This window comes from Nocardia sp. XZ_19_385 (assembly GCF_015355755.1).
Lineage (GTDB): Bacteria > Actinomycetota > Actinomycetes > Mycobacteriales > Mycobacteriaceae > Nocardia.
The window spans coordinates 988,676-1,013,492 of the sequence record NZ_JACVEE010000001.1; the positions used below are offsets into that span (position 1 = coordinate 988,676).

Genomic DNA, 24,817 nt, shown 5'->3' on the forward strand with positions numbered 1-24,817 from the left:
AGAAGTTGCCTCGAAGTGGCTGGGACCATAGCACTGGAGTGGTGTGAGCACGACCACATTGATGAATCAAACCGATTCCGCTGCAACGCGACTGGGCGCGTCGTCGAACTGGGCGATGCCGTCGACCGTCACCTCGATGACCCGGGCGGTAGCGATATCGAAGAACAATCCCCGGACCGCGACCCCGCGCTCCCGCATCCCCCGATACACCGCGGGATGGGCGTGCAAGGTCTCCAGCTGCAGCGCCACGTTCACCATCGCCAGCTGATCGACCTCGTCGAACCCGGCCGCGGCCGCGGCGCGGGCGACCGGATGCCCGACCCGGAACTGCGCCAGACTGGGCCGCGCGTGCGCCAGCCACTCGCCCAGCGCCTGGCCGGTCTGCACCGCGCGATGCAGCGCATCCATTGCGCCACAGGCGGAATGGCCGCACACCACCACGGTGCGAACGTCCAGCTTGTCCAGCGCGTAGATCAGCGCGGCCTCCACCGAGGCGTCGCTGTTGCCGACGGGCACCAGATTGCCGACATTGCGCACCGTGAACAGATCACCGGGGCCGCTGTTGGTGATGACATTGGGCACGATTCGGGCATCAGCGCAGGTCAGGAAGAAAGTGTCGGCCTCGTGCTGATCGCGCAGACTGTCCAGGTGCGGACGCAGCAGATGCGCGTGCCCACGGTGATAGGCCGAGATCCCGGCGACCACCGGATCCACCCGGTGCGCGGTGCGCCGCCATGGACCGATCGCCTCCTCGACCGCCTTGCGGGCGTGGCCGCGGGCCGGCGGACCCGCTGTGGCCGCCGCCATGCGCACCGGCCCGAGTTCGACGAATTCCACTACGCCACCAGCGTTTCGACGTCGGCGCACCCAGTCCTCGATCATCTCGTAGGCGGCGTGATCGAGGAAGTCGACGCTCATCTCCAGCCGGATCACCGCCTGCTCGGGCACTTTCGCCAGTTCCGAGGTCAGCTTCGGCAGCGCGAGGAAGGTGCAGCTGCCTTCGATCGTCACCAGCCAGGAGTCGCCGAATTCACTGTCGGGCACCGGCTTCGCCACGATGTGCGCCCGGACCACGCGGCACAGCAGCAGCCCGAAGGCCAGCGCCAGCCCGATCAGCACCCCCTGGAGCAGATTCAAGAACACCACGGCAAGGATGGTGACGACGTAGATGATCAGGTCACGGGTCCGATGGGCGAGCCGGATATGCGCCAGCTTCACCAGCTGGATGCCGATCACGATGAGCAACCCCGCCAGGGCGGCGGTCGGAATCTGGCGCACCAGCCCGACCAGGGCCACCGAGAACACCAGAATCCAGATGCCGTGCAGCACCGCCGAAGCCCGGCTGCGCGCTCCCGCTTCGACATTCGCGGAGCTGCGCACGATCACCCCGGCCACCGGCAGGCCGCCGAACAACCCCGAGAGCACATTCGCCGCCCCCTGACCGAGTAGCTCCCGGTCGAAATCGGTGCGCTCGCCGCCGTGCATCTTGTCCACGGCCACCGCCGAGAGCAGGCTCTGCACGCTGGCGATCAGCGCGATGGTCAGCACCGTCACCGAGACCGCGAACCAATTGCCCTCGGGTAGGCGGGGCAGGGCGATGTCGTCGAACAAGCTGCCGTTCAACGGGATTCGGGCGACGTCGACCGGGAGCACCAGCGACAGCACGGTAGCGGTGGTCACCGCGACCAGCGGACCGGGCACGACTCGCACGCGGGCGGGCAGATAACGCCAGCCGAGCAGGATCGCGATGACCGTGACGCCGATCAGGACCGCCGGGCCGTGGGAATGCAGCAGCTGGCCGGGCAATTCGACGACGTTGCGCCAAGCCGTACTGTGCGCGGAACCGCCGAGCAGCACGTGTATCTGCTGCAGCGCGATGGTGATTCCGATACCGGCCAGCATCGCGTGCACCACCACCGGTGCGATCCCGAGCGCCGCCCGGGCGATGCGGCTCAACCCGAACATCACCTGCAGCACACCGGCGGCCACGGTGATGAAACACGTGGTTGCCCAGCCGAATTGGCTGATCGTCGAGGCGACTACGACGGTCAGGCCGGCGGCGGGCCCGCTCACCTGTAATACCGAGCCCCCCAGGGCGCCGCCCACGATGCCGCCGACCACCGCCGCGACCAGTCCGGCGGCCACGGGTGCGCCGCTGGCGACCGCTATGCCGAGCGAAAGCGGAAGGGCCACAAGGAAAACCACGAGTGAAGCAGGAAGGTCGTGCCGGAGCACCGGCTGTAGCAGGTCGAAGAACCACTGCGCGCTGTAACGCGGCGACGTCCGTGGTGCGGAATCGGTGTCGGTGGACATATTTCTCCTTCGCCGAACCGGCAGTGCCGGATTCGGTTCATCGGGCGAACATGTACAGGCATCGAAAGCGAGCGGCGGGCGAAGCGGAGACTTCGAAACGCAGGTTGGAGCAACCACCCGGTTACGCGAGGAACTGGGTGATAGTAAAGACTTAGCAAAGGTGTTGAAAAGGGCTTACGTGGCCCTGACCGGAAATCGCTATCAAACTGTGACCGCAGTCACATCAGGTTACCGGGCGGTCCCCGCGGCCGAAGCTGCTTTCCAGGACCGGCTGTGGCGGCCAGGGCTGGAACGGCTCAGTCCCGGATCGTGGCAAAGCAGCCCGAGGGGGGCGGGCGGCGGAGGAACCTGGGCGGGTGAAGATTTACGCCGATCGCGGGACGGTTTTCCTTCGTCAGGTGCTGATGGATCTGCTGGTGGTGCTCTGGGTCTACGCCGCGATCCGAACTGCTTGGTGGGTGCACGATCTGGTGCGCAAACTGGCTGTGCCCGGCCAGAAGCTGGAGGGTGCCGGGAACGGAATGGCCGACAACCTCGGGGACGTCGGCGACAAGGTAGGCCGGGTGCCGGTCGTGGGCGACGAACTCACCACGCCGTTCGACAAGGCGGCCGCGGCCGCTCGATCGATCGCGGAAGCCGGACACGATCAACAGGGCCTCGTCGACGACCTCGCCATAGCCCTCGCCGTCGGCCTGCTCATCTTCCCGATCGGCCTGGTGCTGTTCGTCTGGCTGCCACGCCGACTGCGCTGGATGCGGCGCGCGGCCGCCGCGAAAAGCCTGCGCGCCGCCCCCGCCGGCCGCGACCTCCTCGCCTTACGCGCCCTCGCCAACCAGCCCCTGCGCACCCTGAACCGAATCGACCCCGACGTCGTCGACGCCTGGCGCCGCGGAGACGACGCCACCGTGCGCGAACTGGCCGCCTTGGAGCTGCGCAGTTTGGGCCTGCGCGGCGGGTGATACCGCGCGTCAGCGCGAGGTCGGGGTCGGGTCGTCGTCGACCAGACGGAGACGGCGGGCCAGGTCGGAGACGAAGACGCGCTCCGGGTCGGCGGCGTCGCGGATCCGCCGCCATTCCGCCAGCCGCGGGTACATCGCCCGGATGGTTTCCGGCGCGGTGCGGGACTCCTTGGCGAAGTAGAGGCGACCGCCCGCCTCGAGTACTCGCTGGTCGAGGCCGGTACAGAATTCGGCAAGCCCGGGGGCAAGGGGGAAGTCGAGGCTGAGCATGTAACCCGGGTGCGGCCAGGAGAGCGGGGCCTGGTTGCCCGGGCCCATGCGTTTGAAGACGTTCAGGAAGGAGGGGTGGCCGGAGTGCGCGATCGCGCGGACGGCGGCGGCCAGCTGGTCTTCTGCGCCGTAGGGCATGGAGAACTGATATTGCATGAAGCCGCGCCGGCCGTAGGCACGGTTCCATTCACCCAAAAGGTCCAGGGGATGCAGGAATTGGGTGATGTTCTGGATCAGGCCGCGGCCCTGTTTCGCGAACGTCCGGTAGGCGAGCTCACCGCCGATACGGGTGGTGACGCCGTTGACCAGGCCGTTGGGAAAGATGTCGGGGGCCGTGAACAGTTGGGGCGCGTTGAAGTGCAAGGGGTTTCGGCGCAGCTTGGGCGGCAGATCGTCGAGGGTGGCGAGATTGCCGCGGCTGAAGCCCGCGCGGCCCAGCTTCGAGTCGATGCTGATCGTGTCGGGGACGGCCACCGAGTATTCGTAGCCCTCGTCCGAGCCGCCGGTCAGGAGTTCCATCGTTTCGTCGAGGCTGCCGGTCCGGTCGCTGTCAACTCGGAAGTACGCGGTTTCGGTGTGCTTCATGCGGATTCGGGCGCGCACGACGATGCCGGTCAAGCCCATGCCGCCCACGGTCGCCCAGAACAGTTCCGCCGCATCGCCTTCCGGGGTGAGGGTGCGGATCGAGCCGTCGGCGGTGAGCAGATCCATCGACAGCACATGGTTGCCGAAGCTGCCGGCGGAGTGGTGGTTCTTGCCGTGGATGTCGGAGGCGATCGCGCCGCCGACGGTGACCTGGCGGGTGCCCGGCAGCACCGGAACCCAAAGGCCTTGCGGCAGAGCGGCTCGCATCAGAGTGTCGAGGCTGACGCCCGCGTCGACGTCGACCACCGCGCTGTCCGGATCGATCGTGTGGATGCGGCCGAACGCGGTCATGTCCACGACCAGGCCGCCGCCGTTCTGCGCCGGATCGCCGTAGCTGCGCCCGAGGCCGCGGGCGATGACGCCCCGCTCCCCTGCCTCGCGCACCGCCCGCGCGACCATGTCGAGGTCGGGGGTCGAAAGCACCTGCGCAACAGTCGGTGCGGTGCGGCTCCAGCCGGTCAGCCGGCGTTGCTCGAGCACCGATCCTTCATTCGTGAAATGCACTCCGCCCACCGTACCGGCCGTGCGGCACCGCACGGCCGGGCGGCTCGGCGGTCAGTATTCGTCGCGTTTGCCGGGCCAGTCGTCGAAGTCGGTGCCGCGGCCTTTTGCGGTGCGGTCGAGCAATTGCCATGTCGCGTTGAGGGCTTCGGTGCCGCGGTCGTAGGTGGAATAGGTGTGGAAGACGGTGTCGTTGTCGCGGGTGAACGTGCTCAGGGCCATGAGTTCCATGACGTCGAGCATGTCGCCGGGGCGGGTTGGGGTCGGGATGTGCATCAGATCGTAGAAGTCTTCGTTGAATCCGTTGTCGCCCAGAGAGACCCATTCGATGTCCCAGCCGTAGCGGTTCTTGTAGTCGTTGAGGACTGCGAGCGGGGAGCGGGAGGCGAGGATGAATGTCACGTCGCGGTGGGCCAGGTGGGGTACCGCGCCGACCAGGTTGTCGGTTTCGAAGGTGCAGCCCGGGCAGCCCTCCGGGGTTTTCGGGCCGTGCATGAAGTGCCGGATGATCAGTTGAGAGCGCCCGTCGAACAGTTCGGCCAGGGATTTCTCGCCGGCGTTGGTGTCGAATCGGTAGTCCTTGGTGACCGGGACCCAAGGCAGGGCCTGCCGCTGACGGGTCACCTCGTCGCCGCGGCGCGTGAGGTCTTTCTCCTCCGCACGCAGTTTTTCGTAGGCTGCCCGCCACTGCTCGCGAGTGCCGACATCGGGACTGGGCATGATGCGTCCTTTCGCTGTGTGGACCTCTCCTCGATTAAGACGGGTTGGGCCCGGCGAATTCATCGCTGCGCAGGTCAGCCGAGCAGGCGCTGCTCCTTGGCGACCGCGACCGCAGCGGCGCGGGTGTCGACGCCGAGCTTCTCGTAGATCCGGCCGAGGTGCGTTTTCACCGTGGACTCGCTGATGTGCAGAGCGCGGGCGATTTCCCGGTTGCCGAGGCCGTGGGCGAGCTGGGCGAGGATGTCGAGTTCGCGGGCGGTCAAGGCGGGTACGGGGTTTCGCATGCGGGCCATGACACGTTGGGCGACCGGCGGGGACAGCGCGGGGCGGCCCGCGGCGGCGGCGTGGATGGCGGCGAACAGTTCTTCGGGGCGTTCGGCTTTGAGTAGGTAGCCGGTCGCGCCGGCAGCGATGGCGCGGGTGATGTCGGCATCGGTGTCGTAGGTGGTCAGGACGAGGATGTGAGTGTTGTTGCCGGAGAGTGTGATTCGCCGGGTGGCTTCGATGCCGTCGATGCCGCCGCCGAGTTGCAGATCCATGAGCACGACATCGGGGATGAGGCGGGCGGTGAGGGCGACGGCTTCTTCGCCGGTGCCCGCTTCGCCGACCACTTCGATATCGTGGGCGCTGGACAGCAGGGCCAGCAGGCCCGCCCGCACGACGGCGTGGTCATCGCAAACAAGCACGCGCACAGGGGGATTCATTTCTCTCCCAACGGGATAGCGGCGGACAGCACTGTCCCTTCGCCCGGTGTGGATTCGACCGTCAAGGTGCCGCCGAACTGTTGCAGACGGGCGCGGATCGCCGCGAGCCCGTAACCGCGGTCACCGGATTCGGGCAACGCGGCCGAGTCGAAGCCCCGGCCGTCGTCAGCGATATCGAGGACGACCTGGTCGTCGAGCCCGGTCAAGGTAAGCATGGCGGTACTCGCCTCGGCGTGTTCGCGGACATTGGCGAGCGCGCCCTGCGCGATCCGCAGCAGTGTCGCTTCGACCCGGTCCGGCAGCCGCGGCGACTCACCATCCGCTTGAAATCGGACAGCGAGCGCGTCGGTGCTCTCCCGGTGCGCCAGCGCGCGTAAGGCCGCGGCCAGCGAGCCGTTGGCCGCGAGGTCCGCCGGCGCCAGATCGCGCACGAACTGCCTTGCCTCCGTGAGGTTTTGCTCGGCGATGGATTCGGCGGAACGCACGTGGTCGTGCGCGCGTTGCGGCTCGGTATCCCAGATGCGGTCGGCGGCCTGCAGGAGCATCCGCTGGCTCGACAACCCCTGGGCGAGGGTGTCATGGATTTCCATGGACAGGCGCTGCCGCTCGGCCAAGGTGCCCGCACGGCGTTCGGTCGCGGCCAGTTCGCGGCGGGTGCGGAGCAGGTCGTCGATGAGCACCCGGCGGCGTTCGGATTGCCGCCGGTTATAGACGAACACGGCGGTGGCCAGCACGACCACCGTCGGCAGGGTGACCAGCACGGCCGGGTCGGCCCATCCCGCCAACCGGATCTGCGCACCGGCGACGAACGCGGTGAGCACCGCGACCAGAATCAGCGCGGTCCGCAAGGGCAGGATCCGCAATCCGGTGTACAGCAGTGGCACCGCGCACCAGGCGAAGCTCGGCGCGAGCGCGACGAGCACGATCCAGAGCACCACGACAACCGCGAGCCAGGCGATTCGCCCGCGGCGCGCGCCGAGCGCGTACAGCCCGGCCAGCGCCACCGACAGCACGATGATCGCCGGTGTCCGCGCGGAATCGGGATGCCGGAGCAGGAACCGGGCCAGCGAAGCGGCGACCAGCAACAGGAACGCGACGTGCATGATCACGCCGAAAACCCGGTCGTCGTTCACCTCCGCACTGTCGCTCACCGCCCCATTCTGCCCGCCCGGGGAGCGTCCCGTATCAGCCGATCGGACGACACGAGCATCCACCGAGCTACCACCGATCCCTGGCCCGCTCACCGATTCGGCCGACCTGGGTGCTGCCGCAGGATCGAAGGAGCAACCAGCCACCCGTTCGAAAGGAACCCACCATGAGCACCTCCCGCCGCACTCTGACCGGCCTCGTCACCGGTGCCGCAGTCCTCGCCGCTGTCGGCGCGGGCGCTATCGCCGTCGACCTGACCGGCTCCGACACCCCTGCCACCGCACAGGTCGCGCTCGCCGCCGACGCCACCCCCGGCAACCTGCGCCAGACCACCCACCTGTCCATCGACGCCGCCACCCGCGCCGCGCAGGCCGCACTGAAAGCCGCCGAACAGAAGAATCAGCGCGTCACCGTCGCCGTGGTCGACCGCGACGGCAACACTCTGGTCACCCTGCGCGGCGACGGTGCCGGGCCGCAGTCCTACGACTCGGCGGAACGCAAAGCCTTCACCGCCGTCTCCTGGAACGCCCCCACCTCAGACCTCGGCAACCGCCTCGCCGCCACACCCCGGCTGGCCGACATCCCCGGCACCCTGTTCCTCGCCGGCGGCGTCCCCGTCACCGCGGGCAACGCTCCCATCGCCGGAATCGGCGTCGCCGGTGCGCCCAGCGGCGACCTCGACGAGGAATTCGCCCGCGCCGGAGCCGCCGAGCTGTCCCGCTGACGACGGCTACCGCGATGGCGGGCGCCAGACCGACAGGGCTGGCGCCACTATCCCGCGGGATGTCAGATGCGCGAGACCCGGCGCGTTAATCGTTCGCTCCACGGCGATGCGGCCAAGCCGTTCAGCTGTGTGAACAGCCCTAATCCAAGTTCGCCCGCCGCACGCGCTGCAGGAAATCTTCGAGCGGGGCCTCGTCCGGGTGCTCCGGCAGCGCCGTTGTCGCGGTGTCGAACTTCTGCTCGTACTCCGCCATCAGCGCCTTCGCCACCTCCGCGCCGGATTCGGTCGTCAGTTGGCGACCGAACTCGAAATACGGTTCGGGGTCGGGCAATCGGATCGGGAGGACACCGGTGGTGTAGAGCTCGTATCCCTGCCACAGCAATCGCATGGTGTGCCGGGCGTGCTTGGCCAGCCGCGGGTCCTGCAGCCCCTGGGCTTCGCGGCGGTGCAGCATCCGGCGGAACTGCGCCATCGCGTAACCGAAGTACGAATGCCGCACCCGATGCGCCGACAGGAAACTCGACCGCAAGCTCACCAGCTCGGTGCCGAAATCGGTTGCGACAGTGTATTTGTCGAGCCATAGGATCTCGGTGGCCGTCGGATTGCAGGACAGGATCAGGCCCATCGCCTTCCCGACCTCGTGATAAGTGGCGTCGGCGCCATCGCGACCATGCCGGGTGCCTTTGTCGCGAGTCGGCGGCTTCAATCCCAGAAAGGTCCGCGTCGGCTCCACATAGACACCCAGATAGTCGACGTCACTCGCCGGCGTATCGAGCCCGTAGGCGATCGACCCGACAACACCTTCGAGCAGCAGATCGCTCATCACACTCCCCCTCCTCGCTGGCCCGCCAGGACTCGAACCTGGACCGAACGCCTTAACAGGACGCCGCTCTGCCAATTGAGCTACAAGCCAATGCCTTACCGTCGTGACGGTGGTCGGATTCGAACCGACGACCTATGGATCATGAGACCACCGCGCTACCGGACTACGCCACACCGCCGATAACTACACTCCCAGGCCCACAGCACCCCAGCAACTCATTTTCCGAGCCCGCGAGTGGCACAAGGTTGCGGCGAACGTCGAGTAGACGCTCCCGGGTGTGCCACTCGCGGCCTGGAATCAGTAGGCGATGAAGAGGATTTCGTCGCGGGAGTAGTCGTGTCCGGGGTGGTTGGCGGTGAGGTGCTTGCGGGTCTTCTCGACCAGGTCGTCCTCGTCGGTCCCGACGATGTGTTCTCCACAGGGGCAGTTCAGGTTTCGCTTCACAACAGGGCCTCCTTTCGCTCGGAAGTCTAGGCGCGTCCCGCCCACCGGGCGCGGATCGGGTTGGACGGATTGCCAGCCGATCAGGACTGTTTGAAGCGACCCGCCAAGCCGCGCAGCGGAAGATCGGCGCTGGTGAGGATGCCGGGCGGTGCGGCGACGACCGATCGGATGGCGTTGAGGGCGGGGAGCCCGGTGACGGTCATGCCGATGGCGGCGAACGAATCCGGATTCGACAGGTCTACACCGGGTTTGGGGAAGATCATGTGTTTGCTGTAGATGCTCGGGTCGCCGGTGATCTTGGTGATGTAGCAGCCCTTCACATCCCATTTCGGGTCCGTATGCGGCGTCATCTGCCATTCCAGATGGGATTCGATACGCGGGACGCCGTCGACGATGCCTTGGTATTTGATGTAGTTCGCACCGAGTGAGCCTTTGGGCAGGGTGTACCAGCCGAGGTCGACATCCCTTGTGCACGCGCCGAGTTCGTAACTGAAGGTGACATCGTCGAGTTCGAGACCGAAGCAGTCGGCCATGAGATACACCGAGTCGGCGAACACCCTGGTGAATTTTTCGAGGGAGGCGGGGATCGTGGGGTCGTCGACGGGCCGGCCGTAGCCGACTTCGATCCAGGTCTGTACCGAGTGGTGGCAGGAGACGTCGACCGATTCGATGACGGTGACGTTCTCGATTTCGGCCACATCGCAGGAGTGGGCGACTCCGAGGATCTGGCACAGGCCGGGATTCATGCCGGTCCCGTAAAACGTGGATCCCCCGCGTTCGCATGCGGCCCGCAGTACCTCCGTGACCGGCTTCCCGGACGGATGCGGGTGGTTGCGGTCACGATGATGGCCGGTGATCCAGTCGGCCGTGGTGACAATGTTGATGCCCGCTTCGAGGACGCGTTCGTAGAGAGCTTCGTCGGGGAAGACCCCGTGGAAGGTCACGACATCCGGTTTGGCGGCGATGATTTCCTCGACCGAGCCGGTGGCGCGCACGCCGATCGCGGGCAGGCCGGCGAGCTCACCGGCGTCACGGCCGACCTTCTCCGGGGTGTAGCAGTGCAGTCCGATCAACTCCAGATCGGGGTGACTACCAATGCGTTTGATCATCTCGGTGCCGACATTTCCGGTGGCAACCTGGAATACGCGGATCCGCTGCTGAGGGTTCATGGGGGACAGTGCCTTCCGTCATTTCGGCGTGGGATAGAACTGCGCGGCCCAGTGCCGGAGCGCCTTGAATCCCTCGAATTCCTTCTGCGACAACCCGGGCGGGTCGGAGTAGCGCTGATGCGCCCAGATGTGGATGTCGGCCTCGAACTGCGCGATGACGGCCTCGGCCACCTGCTGTGCCTTGGCGGCCGCGCCGGACCTTTCAGCGCCGGGCGGGCGACCGATCCAGACCGAGAAACGCACGTCGGAGGTTTCGTCGTCGACCGGCGTGACCGCCGACAGCGTGCGGTTGTCGATCATGCCCCAGCTCTTGGTGACCGCCGCGCCGAGTCCGGCGTTGATGGCCTGCACGCCGCTGTTGATCTCTCCGGCCGCCGTGTTATCGAAGGCGATCGTGAAATCCACGTAGGAGACCGGGTTGTCGAAGTCCTGACGAGTGAAAGTGGGGATGATCGGAACCTTGTGCACGTACTTGAAATGCGCGAAGTCCACCCCGTTCTCCATGATGTATTGCGGGTGTAATTCCAGTCGTTCCCGGTAGAGAGTGGAGTGCGGGTAGGCCGGGAAATAGTCTTCGGCGCTCATGCCGTCGTCGAACCCCGTGAATACGTCTGGGATTTCGAAGTGGGGTGGCCGCCCCTCGACGTCGTGCCAGATCCAGATCGATTCGTTGCGCTCCACAACGGGGTAGCTGCGGATGCGCCTGCCCTTGTTGGGATGTTTCTCGTACGGGACGCAGACGTTGCGGCCCTCGCGATTCCATTCCCAGCCGTGAAACGGGCAGACGATGCGGTCCCCCTCGACGTGCCCACCGAACCCCAGATGCGCGCCGAGATGTTCACAGTAGGCATCCATTACTGCGACTTCGCCGGCTTCGGACCGCCACGCGATCATCTCGCGCCCGAAGTACTTCATCCGGTGCACGGCACCGATACCGACCTCGGCCGACCACGCGACCTGGAACCACCCTGTCGGCTGCATTGATAGAGGCGGTTTGGCCATCGCGCCGGTCCTGTCGTCCGTAGTGCGGGAGCGTCCTTATCGTAGAAGCCTCTTTGATACTATGCAAGAGGGTTCTACGAAAATGGAAAGGATGCGCACGATGACCGATCCGGGAACGACGGGCAGGCGCAGCAACAAACGAGGCCTCGCCACCCGCGAGAACATGCTCGAAGCCGCACTGCACGCGCTGGCCACCGGGGACCCGGCCGCGGCTTCGGGCAACCGGATCGCCAAGGAGATCGGCGCCACCTGGGGCGTCGTGAAATATCAGTTCGGCGACATCGACGGACTGTGGGCCGCAGTGCTGCACCGCACGGCCGAACGCCGCGGCGACCTCCCCGTCCGCGTACGCCCCACCGCCTCCCTGCGCGAACGCGTCACCGGCATCATCGAATTGATGTACACGGGTCTGAGCTCACCCGACTCCCGCGCGATCGAAACACTGCGCGCAGCACTCCCCCGCGACCACGCCGAACTCGAACGCCTCTACCCCCGGACCGCCGCGGAACTCGCCTCCTGGAAACCCCTGTGGCACGACGCCTGCCGGAAAGCGTTCGCCGACTTGGACATCGACCCGGTGCGGATCCGCGAAATGGCAGCCCTCCTGCCCGGCGCGATGCGTGGCCTCGTCTCCGAGAAGCAGCTCGGCACCTACGCCGATCTCGACGAGGCGCGGCGCGGCCTGGTCAACGCCATCGTCGCCTACCTCGAACCTCAGCTCTGAAAAATCAGCGCGAAGATCGCCTTGGGTGCGGCGAGCCATTCCCGGAGGTTGTTGCGGAGCACCGTGATTCGACGGCATTCGCAGTACGCCGTGACGCCGTCGGCGTCGATCCCCGCAGCCCGGCACAGGGCGACCGCCCGCGGCAGATGCTCGTACTGGGTGACGATGAGGGCGCGCTCGATGCCGAAGTGCTGTTTGGCACGCTCACAGGTTTCGCGCGTCGACAGCCCCTCGGGGTCCGACCGGATCAGCCCCGGATCGATCCCCTGCGCCACCAGATACTTTGTCATCGAGACGATTTCGTCGCCGGAGACACCACCCGCATCACCCGAAACCAGAATTCCGGCAGCTTTACCCGCCCGCACCAGATCGATCGCGACGTCCAACCGCCCCCGCAGATACGACATCGGCGTGCCATCCTCGGCCACCTTGGCCCCGGGCACAATCACCACCGGCGCGACCGGCGCCGCCGCCACTTCGGACCGATGCCCCGAGGACACCAGCCACAACCACGCATTCGCTCCGGCCACCACAACCAGCAACCCGGTGATCGCTAACCCGCCCCACTTCAACAGCGGCCGACGCTTCACTCTCAACTGAACCCTCCGGTTGCCATCACGCCTCATAGATCCGCCACGATACGTTCCAAGGCGCGCCGCCCCCATTCGCTCGACGCCGGGACCCGCACCCTGGGGAGGCGAAACCGTCAGCTGTCCGGGACGCATCCGTACAGCCCCGCACACCGAAAACCGGTTTCGCCTCTAGACGGTTCCTCATACCGTGAAGCCTGTGAACGTTCCAGATGTCAGAACGATGCGGGCGGCCGATCTGCCGCACGCCGAGCGCACCTCCGACATCACATTCCTCGACAGCGATCGACGTGACAGGCGAGTCGGTGAACCAGACCCGCAACCACGATCGGAGACAGCCACGAAACGGTGGATCGACCGGATGCGGCACTTCTTGGACGTCGACCCCGAAGGCTGCCTGGTCGCCGTCGATGGTCCGGAGATCGTGGGGTTCGCGATTTCCCAGAACCGGGATCGCCTGTGGTACTTGGCAACCTACGGCGTGCTGCCGGACCGGCAGGGCCATGGCATCGGCAAACGCCTGATGGACGCGGTGCTGGCCCATGCCGATGGACGGCCGGGAATGTTCTCCTCCTCGGTGCATCCCGGCGCGACTCGCCGGTACCGATCGGCGGGCTTTTCCCTGCATCCCCAGATGCGCATGGTCGGGACCGTCGACCGATCCACGCTGCCGGCGGTCAACGGCTTGCGGGAAGGCTCGATCGCCGACTTCGACTGGATGGACCGCCTGGACCAGCAGCTTCGCGGAGCCGGACATGGACCCGACCACCCTTACCTTGCTGCGCACAACCGCCTGGTCGTCTCGCATGCCAACGGCTACGTCTACATCGACGATCAAGGACGCACAGCGCTGCTGGCCGCGGCTGATCAACCGACCGCGCAAAAGCTTCTGTGGGAAGCGCTTGCCTCCTCACACGGCGACACCCTCGTCAACTGCATCACGACAGCTAACGAATGGGCGATAGACGTCGGATTGGCCGCGCGTTTGGACATCGGCCAGGAGGGCTACCTCGCCGTGCGGGACCTCCAGCCCCCAGCGCCCTACCTGGCCAGCGGGCACTTCCTCTGAAGGTCTGTCCTCAGGTTTCGTCGAGCACCTTGCGCAGGCGTAGCAGCGTCGATTTCCAGCCGCGTTCCATCGCGTTGCGGGCCATCTTCTGGCGGCGGTCGTTGATGTCGAAACCCGTTTGGGTCAACAGGAGTCGAGTGCCGCGGCCCTGCGGTTGGATCGTCCAGTCCAGGACCCAGCGGGCGGGGTGGTCGGCTCGCAGGTCGAACCAAGTGTGGGTCAGTTGTTCGCCCAGGCGGGCGGTCAGGACTTCGCACGCGATCTCGCTGGAGGGCTGGGTCGTCGGCAGGATGAAGATGAAATGCGTTCCGGTGGTTGCGGCGAAGCCGACAGATTGCATCAGCCAGCGTTCCATCAGGTCCGGCTCGGTCAGGGCGCGCCAGACGACGGCCGGTGCTTGCGGGAAGAAGCTGCCGATCTCGACCGCAGCGGGGTTCAACTCCGAATCGGAAACCACGGCACACCTCTCGACGAGTCCGGGCCACCAGCATTGCATTTCGCGGCGCCCGCGGGTTGGAGTCGGATGCTACGACGCGGGCTCGGTTACCGCGGGCGAACTCGCCGTCCAGCTGGCAAGCAACCGTAGCGCGGTCTCCGAGGCCGAGCCCGCTTCGGCGGTGTAGATGCACAGGGTTTGATCGGGATCGCCTGGGAGCGAGACACTTTCGTAGTCGATGCTGAGGTCGCCGACCAGCGGATGGTGGTAGCGCTTGGTGCCGTAACTGCGTTCGCGGACGTTGTGATCGGCCCACCAGCGGCGGAATTCGGGGCTCTTGATGGACAGTTCACCGACGAGTTCGGCCAGCAGCGGGTCGTCGGGGTGGCGGCCCGCGTCCAGGCGCAGGACGCCGACGTTGTCGCGTGCCACTTCCTCCCAGTCGGCGTACAGCTCGCGCGTGGATTCGTCGAGGAAGGTGTAGCGCAACATGTTCCGGTCGCGCGGCGGGAGCGCCTCGAAGTCGGTCATGACGGCACGCGCCAGCCTGTTGGTGGCCAGGACGTCCATGCGGCGGCCGAAGACGAACGCCGGGGTCACGTCGTCGAGGGTTTCCAGGATGCGGCGAATTCCGGGCCGGACACGCTGCACGCGGGCCGGGGTGCGGCGGCGGGCGCGGCGTGGGTTGGTGCGCGCGATCTGGAACAGATAAGAGCGTTCGGTGTCGTCGAGACGCAGCGCGCGGGCGACGGCGTCCAGCACCTCGTCGGAGACGTTGAGGTTGCGGCCCTGTTCGAGGCGGCTGTAGTAATCCACACTCACCCCGGCCAGCTGCGCAACTTCCTCCCGGCGCAAGCCCGGGACCCGGCGCACGCCACCCGTCCCGCCGATCGGCATGTCGTCGACGTTCAGGCGCGCGCGTCGGCTGCGCAGGAATTCCTTCAGCTCGGCGTTGTGCTCCACGGATCCAGTGTGCCGGGTAGTGGGCCCACAGATGGCAACCAAGGTAGGTCTGCTGGACCCACATAGCCAGGTGGGGGGCGGCTCAACCGTCCAGTTGGTCATCGCCACCCGCTGCTGTGTCACTCGGTCTCTGTGAGGACACCGCCGGGGCGGGGGAGCCGTTCCGGCGTGTCGGCGGCAAGGTCTCCGGTGGTACGAACCTGGCGCAGGGTGAGCACGGCGAGGATGGTGACGGCGGCGGTAAGGGCGACGCCGACGGTGGCCGCGCTGGTGAGTCCGGTGGTGAACGCTTCCTGCGCGGTGGTCAGCAATGCGCCGTCGGTGCCTGCGGCGGCGGCGCCGGCGAGTGTGTCGCGGACTGCGGCGGGCGCGTCGGCTGGAATCTGGTCGCGGTAGACGGCGGTGCCGAGGCTACCGAGTCCGGCGACGCCCAATGCCACCCCGAGCTCTGTGCTGGTCTCGCCGAGTGCCGACGCGGCGCCTGCCTTCTCCGGAGGTACGGAGCCCACGACGAGATCGGTGCCGAGGGCTGTGGTGGGGCCGGTGCCGAGATACACCAGGACGAATCCGGCGACCAGCAGCGGCAGTCCTGCCTCGGTCTCCACCTGGGTCAGCAACACGAACCCGAGGGTGGAGATCGCCAGGGCGGCGCCGATGACCTTGGCCGGGCCGCTACGGCGGGCGATGATCGGGGCCGCCAGGGACGCGACAATCAAAGCGGCGGCGGCGGGGAGCAGCCACAGTCCCGCCCGCAGCGGGGACAGGCCCCGCACCAGCTGCAGATACTGGGTGATGAACAGGTAGATGCCCCCTACCATCCCGGTGCTGACGAACATGCTCACCAGCGCCCCGGAGAAGACGCGGTCGCCGAACAGGTTCATATCCAGCAATGGGTTGGTCAGCCGTCGCTGCCGCCGGACGAACACCACGCCCGCCACTAGTCCGATGCTTATCGTGAGCACGGGCAGCAGACCAAGGCCGTGCTTGGCCAGTTCCTTGATGCCGTAGGTGACCGGGAGCATCGTTGCCAGCGACAGCCCCACACTGGCCAGGTCGAGTCGGCCGGCATCGATGTCGCGGAACTCCGGCAGCAGGAACGGCGCGGCCAGCAGCAGCAGCGCCATGATCGGCACTCCCAGCAGGAACACCGAACCCCACCAGAAGTGGTCGAGCAGCGCGCCCCCGGCCACAGGGCCGATGGCGATGCCCGCCGAGAACATCGTTGCCCATATCCCGATGGCCAGTCCGCGCTGCCGGCTATCGCGGAACATGTTGCTCACGAGAGAAAGCGTGGAGGGCATCAGCGTTGCGCCCGCGACCCCCATCAGTGTCCGGGCCGCGATCAGCGCTTCCGGGGAGGAGGCATAAGCGGCTAGCGCCGACGCGACCCCAAAGGCCGCGGCGCCGCCCATCAGCAGCCTGCGACGACCGATCCGGTCGCCCAGAGTTCCCATGGTCACCAGGAATCCGGCGATCATGAAGCCGTAAATATCGATGATCCACAGCGTCTGGGTGCTGCTGGGCCGTAGGTCGGCGCTCAGCTCAGGCACGGCCAGGTGCAGCACGGTGATGTCCAGGGATAGCAGGAGCGTAGGAAGGGCCAGAACAGCGAGCCCGATCCACTCTTTGAGCCCGGCGCGGTGTTGGAGGTCGGTAGCGGTCATGAGGTGGCAGAGCTCCTGAACAGATTCTTCGCGTGGCTGAAAGCTTTTGGGAGACTGCGGGATCGGCATGGCATTGCTCCATACTGCGAAACAGACGGGCGGGGAACGAGACCGAAGTGCTATACCGTCGGTGAGCGAGAGTCACCAATGGGCCGAAGGTGGGCGGTAGTGATAGAGCGTCACGAGATCGAGACGTTTCTGGCCGTGGCCGAGGAACTACATTTCCGGCGCGCCACCGAGCGACTCGGTCTGAGCCAGGGCCGGGTCAGCCAGATCATCCAGCGGCTCGAACGCCGCTTGGGGGTAACGCTGTTCGAGCGCACCAGCCGCCGGGTGGCCCTGACGCCCGCCGGGCAGCGGCTCCACGATGGCCTGGGCCCGGCGTACCTGCAGATCAAAGAGACGGTCGCTCAGGCCGTCGCCGTCGGCAAGGGCATGACCGGGACCCTGCGCGTCGGCTTCTCCTCTCAGTGGGCGAGCGACATCGTCCTCGAGGCCGCCGAGGCATTTCGCTGTTCGTACCCGAACTGCTTGGTCGAGGTTCAGGAGGTGCAGCTCACCGACACATTCGGCCCCCTGCGCGCAGGCACGCTCGATCTCCAGCTCACCGAGTTCCCCGTCAACGAACCGGATCTGATCGCCGGGCCGGTGATCTTCGCGGAGCCGCGCGCCCTCCTGGTCCCCCAGAAACATCCGTTCGCCCGGTCCACATCGGTGTGCATGGAAGACCTGGCGAGAACCCCGATGATCGTCATGTCCGGCATCAGCCCCCGGTACTGGCATGAGAGCATCTACCCTCGTCAGACCCCGCAGGGTCGGTCGATCACCCATGGCGCCACCGCCGTCTACTGGGTGGAAGTACTGGCATTGGTCGCATCCGGCCGGGGCGTCTCACCCGCCGCAATGCGCGCCGCCCGCTACCACGCACGCCCCGGCATTTCCTTCGTGCCACTCCGCGACGCGCCGCCCCTGAACTACGGCCTGATCTGGCCGCGCGACCGTTACACCGCCCGAGTACGAGCGTTCGTCGAAACCCTTTGCCAGATCGCTCAAACCCGCAGCCCATGACGACTCCGGACCAGTCCAGTGAGCGGAAGGCTCCGCCCCTGCCATCAGTCGTCCTTTGGTGGAAAGACCCGGTGGATGTCATGCAGGGTCAGCGAAGATATGCGGTGCCGGCAACCAAGGTAGGTCTGCTGGACCGAGGTTGGCTGGACCGAGGTCGAGCAGGGCTCGTTTAGGCCCTCCGAAGGCCGCTCCCGCGGAGTTGTCTCTAATACGCGGCCGATCCGCCGCGAACGACACCGAGGAGAAAATCCAGATGACTCAGAATGCCTCCACCCTGGCCGGACGTGTCGCCGTCGTGACCGGCGCCTCCAGCGGCATCGGCGAAGCGACCGCCAAGCGGCTGGCCGCGTCGGGCGCGAAAGTGGCGGTGCTGGCCCGCCGCACAGACCGCCTGGAGCACCTCGTGAAGGAGATCGAACAGGCCGGCGGAACAGCGCTGGCCCTGCCGGTGGACGTCACCGACGCCGCCGCGCTCGCCACCGCGGCCGACCGTGTCGCCACCGAACTCGGCACGGCCGACCTGCTGTTCAACAACGCCGGCGTGATGCTGCCCGCACCGGCCGAGGAGCTGGCGGTGCAGCAGTGGCAGCAGCAGATCGATCTGAACGTGTCCGGGCTGATGAACGCCATCGGCGCCTTCCTCCCGCAGCTGATCGCCTCGGCCGCGGAAAAGGGTGCGGCCGACCTGGTCAACACGTCTTCGATCGCCGGGCAGAACATTTTCCCGGGCTTCGCGGTCTACTCGGGCACCAAGGCCTACGTGACCCACCTGTCGCGCACCCTGCGTGCGGAGCTCGGAGCCAAGGACGTCCGGGTCTCCGCGATCGAGCCGGGCATCGTCGGCACCGAATTGCAGGGGCACGTCACCGATCCCGGTGCGCTCGAGTGGCTGGCCAGCGCCAAGGAGACGATCACCTGGCTGAACCCGGAGGACGTCGCCGCGGCAGTCGACTTCCTGGTGAGCCAGCCGGCGCACGTCAACCTGCAGCAGATCACGATCATGCCGACCCGGCAGGCGTCGTAATCCGGGCGGCTCGGCCCCACCGGTGAAATCCGGTGGGGCCGAGCCACATTCTCAGCCGAACATGCCGACCTCGTAGGAGCCGCCCTTCTGGTGCAGGATCACACCGAGCCGGTTGGCGGCGTTGATCATGGCGACCACGCCGACCAGCGCGACAACCTGGTCTTCGTCGTAGTGCTTGCGCACCAGCTCCCAGGTTTCGTCGGACACGCCGGCATAGGCGTCGGCGAGCCGGGTGCCTTCCTCGGCGAACGCGAGGGCGGCCTGCTCGGCCTCGGTGAACACGGTGGCCTCGCGCCAGGCGGCGACCAGGTTGATCCGGACCGCGGATTCGCCGACGGCCGCGAGTTCCTTGGTGTGCACGTCGACGCACCAGCCGCAGCCGTTGATCTGGCTGGCGCGCAGCGACGCCAGTTCCTGGACAGTCTTCGATAGCGACGACTGCGCGATCAGCTGGGCGGCGTTGCCGAACCGCTTGCCGAATTTCGCGCCGAGCTCGTTGTCTACCAAGTTGATTCGGGATTCCATGACTTCGTCCTCACTCGTGGTGTTGTGGTGAACGACCATGAGATGCCAGGGACCCGCGCCCTGTGACAGCGCCGAATTGTGACCTATGCCACGCAGTTGAGGTGTCACAGAACGGCGCCGGGCGGCATCTTGTGTACGTGCCAGAGTTCAGAGATCGCGCCACCGAGGCGTTCGTCACCCACCGCAATCTGCTGTTCACCGTCGCCTACGAAATGCTCGGCTCGGCGGCCGACGCGGAGGACGTCCTGCAGGAAACCTGGTTGCGCTGGGCGGGGGTCGACCTCGATTCCATAAGGGAACACCGGGCGTACCTCGTGCGAATCACCACCCGGCAGGCCCTCGCCCGGCTGCGCACGCTGGGCCGGCGCAAGGAGTCCTATGTCGGTCCGTGGCTGCCCGAGCCACTGCTCACCGCGCCGGACGTGGCCGAGGACATCGAACTGGCCGAGAGCCTTTCGATGGCGATGCTGCTGGTCCTCGAAACCCTGACTCCGACCGAGCGGGCGGTGTTCGTGCTGCGCGACGTCTTCGATCTGGACTATGACGAGATCGCCGAAGCCGTCGAGAAATCACCGGCGGCGGTGCGCCAAATCGCCCATCGCGCAAGGTCACACGTGGCCGCCCGGCGGCCGCGTGGAGTCGCCTCGCCCGCCGAGACCAAGGATGCGCTGGACGCGTTCCAGCGCGCGGTCCGGACCGGCGATTTACAGGGACTGCTGAATATCCTCGCCCCCGATGTCGTCTTCCTCGGCGATGGCGGCGGCGTCAAACAGGCTGCGCTGCAACCAATTGTGGGTGCCGAGGTGGTGGCCGGGGTGCTGAGCCGGATCGATCCCGCGGCGGCGCTGGTGCAAACCCAGGTGAATGGTTATCCGGCGCTGGTGCTGCGACTCGACGATCAGATCGACACCGTGGTGGCGGTGCGCATCGAGGACGGGCGCATCACCGGGCTCTATGCGGTGCGGAATCCGGAGAAGCTGTCGCGGATGGAAGAGGAGACGACGTTGCGTCGTTGAGCTGCCGCACAATTCGGGTGGTCGTGGGTTTCCACGACCACCCGAATTTTGTGCCGGTGCCATGCTCAGACGGTCTCGGACACCGCCTCCTCCCGTGCCGGGCTGCGCATCGTTACCGCCGCGATTCCCGCTCCGGCCAGGGCGATGATCGCCGCGCCGAGGAACGCGGCCGCGAAACCGTCGGTGAGCCGCGGTAGGTCACCGAGCTGGTCGGCGCCAAAAGCCGTTGCCACCGCGGTCATTGCGGCTAGGCCGATCGCGGAACCCACTTGGTAACTGACGTTCACGATGCCCGAGGCCAGGCCGCCCTCCTCCGGTCGGGCCGCGGCGATAGCGGTGCCTAGGGAGGGGATGAACGCCAGGGCCATACCGCCCGCGGCGACCAGGGACGCGGGGAGCACGTCGACCCAGAAGTTGCCGGTCGGGCGGATCAGCGACATGAGGCCCAGGCCGATGCCGAGCACGATCAGGCCGGTGACGATCATCGGCTTGGCGCCGAAGCGCTGCATGGCCCGCGGGGCGAGGACGACCATGCCGAGCATGATCAGGGTGGTCATCGGGAGCAGTGCCGCACCCGACGGGAAGGCGCTGTAGCCGAGCACCTGTTGCAGGTACAGGTTCAGGAAGAACCACATCGGCACCCACGCGGCGCCGAGCAGGAGCTGAGCGATGTTGGCAGCGGCCAGATTCGGGGCGCGGAAGATGCTCAGCGGCATCAGTGGTGCGCGGTGCCGGGCCTGCACGAGCACGAACGCCGCGAGCAGAGCGGCAGCGACGGCGAGGACGCCCCAGGTTTGACCGGATCCCCAGCCCACTTCCGGAGCCCGGACGATGCCGTAGACGGCGGCGGCCAAGCCCGCGGTGACGGTGATCGCGCCGAGCAGATCGATCGAACCCTGGCGTGCGGGTGCGCTGGGCATCAGGGCCGGGATGGCGATCAAGGCGAGGACCGCGATCGGGATGTTGATGTAGAAAACCCATGGCCAGCTGATGTATTCGGCGATCACGCCGCCCAGGAACACACCGGCCGTGCCACCGGCGGGTGCCGCCGCGCCGTAGACCGCGAGGGCCTTGGTCAATTCCTTCGGTGAGGAGCCGAACAACATCATGAGCAGGGTCAGCGCCGAGGGTGCGATCAGTGCCGCGCCCGCGCCCTGCACCACACGACCGGCCAGCTCGACCGCGACATTGCCCGCGGCGCCGGCGACGACCGAACCCGCAAGCAGGACAAGCCAACCCGCGCCGAAGACCCGGCGTGCGCCGAGCAGGTCGGAGAGTCTTCCGCCGAGCAGGAGCAAGCCGCCGAAGGCGATGACGTAGGCGTTGAAGACCCAGGTCAGGTTCTCCTGCGAGAAGCCGAGATCGGCCTGCATCTTCGGCAGTGCGATGCCGATGATCGAGGTATCCATGATGACCATGAATTGCGCGGCGGCAATTACCGCCAGCGCCAACCACTTTCGCGTAGTTGATGGGCTTTGGGTTGACATTTCGGTTCCGTCCTTCCGGGAGTGTTCGAACTCGGGGCGGAACCATACCCCCCTAGGGTATTGAAATGTCAAGCCTGCGCCGCAGGGTTTTTCAGGCCAGTGGGCTACATCACACGCTGTTGCTCTATACCCCCTAGGGGTATAGATTTCTGGACGTCGGAGAAACAAGATCGGAAAGGCCGAGACCATGACCACCACCCAGACCCACACCAACGAGCACGGCGCACACGGGGATGAGGCCGGTCACACGGCCGCTGACACACACGCCGAACATCTGGCAGCTGCACACGGCGCGCATGCCGAACACGGCACCCACGCTGGTCACGGAGCCGCCGCTGAGCACGGTGCTCACGCGGTCAACGCCGCGCAGAACGCCGATGCCGGAATCGACGCCCACGCCGGTCACCACACCGGAGCTGATAACGCAGCGCATGTCGGCCACAATGCGCACGCTGGTCACGGAGCTGGCGCCCACGCTGTCAACGCCCTGCAGGATGCCCACGGTGCTCACGCCGAACACGACGCCAACGCCCCGCAGGATGGTCACGATGCGCACGCCGGTCACGGCGGAGGCCTCCCAGGCGGGCTCCAAATCACGCAGGACGGTTACGCATTGGAGCTTGCCGCACCGATCGCCGCGCCCGGTGAGATCGACTTCCGGTTCCGGATCCTCGGCCCAGACGGCAATCCTGTCACCGAGTACGACGCCATTCACGACCGGGAGCTGCATCTGATCGTGGTCCAGCGCGAGCTGACCGGCTTCTGGCATGTGCACCCCGAGCTGGCCGCGGACGGGACTTGGGCTGTGCGCCTGAACCTTCCGGCGGCGGGCGCGTACCGGGTGTTCACCGATATCGCCCCGCGCGCTCTCGGCAAGACCATCACCCTCGGGGCAGATCTGGCGTTGGCTGGCGCGTACACGCCGCAGCCCACACCGGAGGCAGCGCGCACCGCGACCGTCGACGGTTATGAAGTCACCCTCGACGGCGATCTGGTGGCCGGCGCGGGCCAACTGATCACCCTGACCGTGCGCAAGGACGGACAGCCGGTCACCGACCTACAGCCCTACCTGGCCGCCTTCGGCCACCTGGTTGTCATCCGCGCGGGCGACCTGGCATATGTCCACGTACACCCGAACGGCGAGCCCGGCGACGGCGTCACCGCTCCCGGACCGGAGATCACCTTCCACACCGCCGTCCCCGGCCCCGGAACCTACCGCCTGTTCCTGGATTTCAAGCACGGTGACGTCGTCCGTACCGCCGCCTTCACCCTGCCCGCCTGATCACCGAAACCTGCTGAGCGGGCGCATGTTCCGCCCGCTCAGCCGCCCGAGAGGAGTCCGTCATGTGCGAGTGCTGCTGCCGACGAACCCGTGATCCACCCCGCCCAACACGAGAAAGAGCCTCCAATGTCCACCCTCTTCCGCAACCGTGACTATCTGCGACTGTTCACCGCGCAAGTGTCGGGCCTGTTCGGCACCGGATTAACCACCGTCGCACTGGGTTTGCTCGCCTACGAGCTCGCCGGCGGGGCCGCTGCGGCCGTGCTCGGCACCGCGCTGACGATCAAGATGGTTGTTTATGTCACCGTCGCGCCGATCGTCGGCGCTTACGCCCATCGATTCCCCCGCCGAGCATTCCTGACCGCCCTGCACCTCGTTCGCGGTGCGATCGTGCTGGCGCTGCCGTTCGTCGACCAGATCTGGCAGATCTACGTACTGATCGCAGTACTCCAAACCGCCTCTGCCGCATACACTCCCACCTACCAGGTGATCATTCCCGATATCCTGCCCGACGAACGCGACTACACCCGAGCGCTTTCGGCCACACAGCTGGCCGCCACCATGGAGACATTGCTCAGCCCGATGCTCGCCGCCGCGGCACTCACGGTCATGAGCTTCCACTGGCTGTTCGTAGGCACCGCAATCGGTTTCGGCGTCTCGGCCGCCCTGGTGCTGGCCACCCGCATTCCGAACGCGACCGCCGCCCCCGAGGGCAGCTTCCGGGAACGCATCACCGTAGGGGTGCGGATCTTCGCCGCGACACCTCGCCTGCGTGGTCTACTCGGCCTGAACCTGGTAGTCGCCGCGGCCGGCTCGGTGATCATGGTCAACACCGTCAACTATGTCCGCGACACCCTCGGCGGCACCCAATCCGGAGTGGCAATGCTGCTCGCCGCCAACGGTTTCGGCACCATGATCATCGCGCTCGCCCTGCCCCGAGTGCTCGATCGTGTCGGCGCACGACCGGTGATGCTCACCGGCGCGGCCACCCTGATCCTCGGACTGGTTTCGGGAATCGCACTGTCCGCCGCTGCGGCCGGTGACTGGCGCTGGGCCGCCGCGATCGCGGTGTGGGCCATCATCGGATCGGGCACCGCGGCGATCCTTACGCCCACCGGGCAGGTCCTGCGACGCTCATCGCAACCTGCCGACCGCCCCGCCCTGTTCGCGGCGCAGTTCTCGCTGTCGCATCTGGCCTGGCTGCTCACCTACCCCATCGCCGGGTGGCTGACCACCGCCGCCGGGTTCACCGCGACCTGGGTGACGCTGGCCGTGCTCGCCGCCGCGGGATTCACTGTGGCCGTGCGAATGTGGCCGAGGAAGGATCCCGAGGAGATCACGCACCTGCACGAAGTCGGCACCATCGCCCCCACCCGCCTCGGCGATGCCGTCCGCGTAGACGAGCGCTTCTTCCGGCACACCCACGCCTACGTCATCGACACCGACCACCCCCGCTGGCCGCAACCGAACCGTCTCCTCGCCACCGCGGCCTGAACCCTCAACCGCATACCAGTCGTGCTCCCGCACAGGTAACAACCTGTGCGGG

25 protein-coding genes and 2 tRNA genes are annotated in these 24,817 nt (G+C 66.9%); 9 read left to right on the forward strand and 18 right to left on the reverse strand.

Going from position 1 to position 24,817, the window contains the following annotated elements; all coding sequences use genetic code 11:
* Positions 1–66: 66 nt before the first annotated feature.
* Positions 67–2,313, reverse strand: coding sequence for a bifunctional SulP family inorganic anion transporter/carbonic anhydrase (locus IBX22_RS04585; RefSeq protein ID WP_194814117.1), 2,247 nt, complete (start codon positions 2,311–2,313; stop codon positions 67–69).
* A 356-nt stretch (positions 2,314–2,669) separates the two neighbouring features.
* Here IBX22_RS04585 and IBX22_RS04590 point away from each other — a divergent pair, with 356 nt between their 5' ends.
* Entirely contained in the window at positions 2,670–3,272 is a 603-nt protein-coding gene (locus tag IBX22_RS04590; protein ID WP_194814118.1) for a hypothetical protein, read from the forward strand.
* Positions 3,273–3,281: 9 nt separating this feature from the next.
* Here IBX22_RS04590 and IBX22_RS04595 read toward each other — a convergent pair whose 3' ends face one another.
* From IBX22_RS04595 to IBX22_RS04610, 4 genes are all read right to left on the reverse strand, one after another.
* On the reverse strand, positions 3,282–4,691 hold the full coding sequence (locus IBX22_RS04595) for an FAD-binding protein (RefSeq protein ID WP_375540199.1): 1,410 nt from the start codon (positions 4,689–4,691) through the stop codon (positions 3,282–3,284).
* Positions 4,692–4,742: 51 nt separating this feature from the next.
* Entirely contained in the window at positions 4,743–5,408 is a 666-nt protein-coding gene (locus IBX22_RS04600) for a DUF899 domain-containing protein (protein ID WP_194814119.1), read from the reverse strand.
* Between the two features lie 74 nt (positions 5,409–5,482).
* Positions 5,483–6,112: a response regulator transcription factor gene (locus IBX22_RS04605; RefSeq protein WP_194814120.1), complete on the reverse strand. Its 630-nt coding sequence runs from the start codon at positions 6,110–6,112 to the stop codon at positions 5,483–5,485.
* A complete protein-coding gene (locus IBX22_RS04610) occupies positions 6,109–7,263 on the reverse strand; it encodes a sensor histidine kinase (protein WP_309234423.1) in 1,155 nt (384 codons plus the stop codon). The genes IBX22_RS04605 and IBX22_RS04610 overlap by 4 nt, the downstream gene beginning before the upstream one ends.
* 164 nt (positions 7,264–7,427) lie before the next feature.
* Between IBX22_RS04610 and IBX22_RS04615 the strand changes: the two genes are divergently transcribed.
* Positions 7,428–7,985: a heme-binding protein gene (locus tag IBX22_RS04615; RefSeq protein WP_194814121.1), complete on the forward strand. Its 558-nt coding sequence runs from the start codon at positions 7,428–7,430 to the stop codon at positions 7,983–7,985.
* 139 nt (positions 7,986–8,124) lie between these two features.
* Here the strand turns inward: IBX22_RS04615 and IBX22_RS04620 are convergent, their stop codons facing one another.
* The 6 genes from IBX22_RS04620 to IBX22_RS04645 all read right to left on the reverse strand — a co-directional run bounded on the left by IBX22_RS04620 (position 8,125) and on the right by IBX22_RS04645 (position 11,423).
* Positions 8,125–8,808: a DNA polymerase beta superfamily protein gene (locus IBX22_RS04620; RefSeq protein WP_194814122.1), complete on the reverse strand. Its 684-nt coding sequence runs from the start codon at positions 8,806–8,808 to the stop codon at positions 8,125–8,127.
* Between the two features lie 17 nt (positions 8,809–8,825).
* Positions 8,826–8,898 (reverse strand) — tRNA-Asn (locus IBX22_RS04625).
* 14 nt (positions 8,899–8,912) lie between these two features.
* Positions 8,913–8,986, reverse strand: a tRNA-Met gene (locus IBX22_RS04630).
* 119 nt (positions 8,987–9,105) lie between these two features.
* Positions 9,106–9,252: a DUF1059 domain-containing protein gene (locus IBX22_RS04635; protein WP_194814123.1), complete on the reverse strand. Its 147-nt coding sequence runs from the start codon at positions 9,250–9,252 to the stop codon at positions 9,106–9,108.
* Positions 9,253–9,332: 80 nt separating this feature from the next.
* Positions 9,333–10,421, reverse strand: coding sequence for a dihydrodipicolinate reductase (locus tag IBX22_RS04640; RefSeq protein ID WP_194814124.1), 1,089 nt, complete (start codon positions 10,419–10,421; stop codon positions 9,333–9,335).
* An 18-nt stretch (positions 10,422–10,439) separates the two neighbouring features.
* On the reverse strand, positions 10,440–11,423 hold the full coding sequence (locus IBX22_RS04645; RefSeq protein WP_194814125.1) for a Rieske 2Fe-2S domain-containing protein: 984 nt from the start codon (positions 11,421–11,423) through the stop codon (positions 10,440–10,442).
* A gap of 100 nt (positions 11,424–11,523) precedes the next feature.
* Here IBX22_RS04645 and IBX22_RS04650 point away from each other — a divergent pair, with 100 nt between their 5' ends.
* Entirely contained in the window at positions 11,524–12,147 is a 624-nt protein-coding gene (locus IBX22_RS04650) for a TetR/AcrR family transcriptional regulator (protein ID WP_194814126.1), read from the forward strand.
* Here the strand turns inward: IBX22_RS04650 and IBX22_RS04655 are convergent.
* Positions 12,138–12,872 carry a vancomycin high temperature exclusion protein gene (locus IBX22_RS04655; RefSeq protein WP_228538190.1) on the reverse strand — a complete coding sequence of 245 codons (735 nt, stop codon included), beginning with the start codon at positions 12,870–12,872 and terminating at the stop codon, positions 12,138–12,140. The two genes, IBX22_RS04650 and IBX22_RS04655, sit on opposite strands and share 10 nt — an antisense overlap.
* Before the next feature lie 64 nt (positions 12,873–12,936).
* On the opposite strand from IBX22_RS04655, the gene IBX22_RS04660 reads away from it, so the two are divergent.
* Positions 12,937–13,806 carry a GNAT family N-acetyltransferase gene (locus IBX22_RS04660; protein ID WP_309234424.1) on the forward strand — a complete coding sequence of 290 codons (870 nt, stop codon included), beginning with the start codon at positions 12,937–12,939 and terminating at the stop codon, positions 13,804–13,806.
* 10 nt (positions 13,807–13,816) lie between these two features.
* On the opposite strand, the gene IBX22_RS04665 is transcribed toward IBX22_RS04660, so the two are convergent.
* From IBX22_RS04665 to IBX22_RS04675, 3 genes are all read right to left on the reverse strand, one after another.
* A complete protein-coding gene (locus IBX22_RS04665; RefSeq protein WP_194814127.1) occupies positions 13,817–14,263 on the reverse strand; it encodes an SRPBCC domain-containing protein in 447 nt (148 codons plus the stop codon).
* 69 nt (positions 14,264–14,332) lie between these two features.
* Positions 14,333–15,205: a helix-turn-helix transcriptional regulator gene (locus IBX22_RS04670; protein WP_194814128.1), complete on the reverse strand. Its 873-nt coding sequence runs from the start codon at positions 15,203–15,205 to the stop codon at positions 14,333–14,335.
* Positions 15,206–15,324: 119 nt separating this feature from the next.
* Positions 15,325–16,869, reverse strand: a complete 1,545-nt coding sequence (locus IBX22_RS04675) for an MFS transporter (protein WP_194814129.1) — start codon at positions 16,867–16,869, stop codon at positions 15,325–15,327.
* Between the two features lie 147 nt (positions 16,870–17,016).
* Here IBX22_RS04675 and IBX22_RS04680 point away from each other — a divergent pair, with 147 nt between their 5' ends.
* Positions 17,017–17,937, forward strand: a complete 921-nt coding sequence (locus IBX22_RS04680) for a LysR family transcriptional regulator (protein WP_228538192.1) — start codon at positions 17,017–17,019, stop codon at positions 17,935–17,937.
* Between the two features lie 253 nt (positions 17,938–18,190).
* Positions 18,191–18,961, forward strand: coding sequence for an SDR family oxidoreductase (locus tag IBX22_RS04685; protein WP_194814130.1), 771 nt, complete (start codon positions 18,191–18,193; stop codon positions 18,959–18,961).
* A gap of 51 nt (positions 18,962–19,012) precedes the next feature.
* Here the strand turns inward: IBX22_RS04685 and IBX22_RS04690 are convergent, their stop codons facing one another.
* Positions 19,013–19,486, reverse strand: coding sequence for a carboxymuconolactone decarboxylase family protein (locus IBX22_RS04690; protein ID WP_194814131.1), 474 nt, complete (start codon positions 19,484–19,486; stop codon positions 19,013–19,015).
* Positions 19,487–19,623: 137 nt separating this feature from the next.
* Between IBX22_RS04690 and IBX22_RS04695 the strand changes: the two genes are divergently transcribed.
* On the forward strand, positions 19,624–20,502 hold the full coding sequence (locus IBX22_RS04695) for an RNA polymerase sigma-70 factor (RefSeq protein WP_309234425.1): 879 nt from the start codon (positions 19,624–19,626) through the stop codon (positions 20,500–20,502).
* A gap of 65 nt (positions 20,503–20,567) precedes the next feature.
* Here IBX22_RS04695 and IBX22_RS04700 read toward each other — a convergent pair whose 3' ends face one another.
* Positions 20,568–21,989, reverse strand: coding sequence for an MFS transporter (locus IBX22_RS04700; protein WP_194814133.1), 1,422 nt, complete (start codon positions 21,987–21,989; stop codon positions 20,568–20,570).
* Positions 21,990–22,122: 133 nt separating this feature from the next.
* The gene (locus tag IBX22_RS04705; RefSeq protein WP_194815792.1) at positions 22,123–22,554 is read right to left on the reverse strand and encodes a hypothetical protein; all 432 of its coding nucleotides are present in this window, start codon (positions 22,552–22,554) and stop codon (positions 22,123–22,125) included.
* A 48-nt stretch (positions 22,555–22,602) separates the two neighbouring features.
* On the opposite strand from IBX22_RS04705, the gene IBX22_RS04710 reads away from it, so the two are divergent.
* Positions 22,603–23,271 carry a hypothetical protein gene (locus tag IBX22_RS04710; RefSeq protein WP_375540200.1) on the forward strand — a complete coding sequence of 223 codons (669 nt, stop codon included), beginning with the start codon at positions 22,603–22,605 and terminating at the stop codon, positions 23,269–23,271.
* Between the two features lie 126 nt (positions 23,272–23,397).
* Positions 23,398–24,765: an MFS transporter gene (locus tag IBX22_RS04715; RefSeq protein ID WP_194814134.1), complete on the forward strand. Its 1,368-nt coding sequence runs from the start codon at positions 23,398–23,400 to the stop codon at positions 24,763–24,765.
* Positions 24,766–24,817 lie beyond the last annotated feature (52 nt).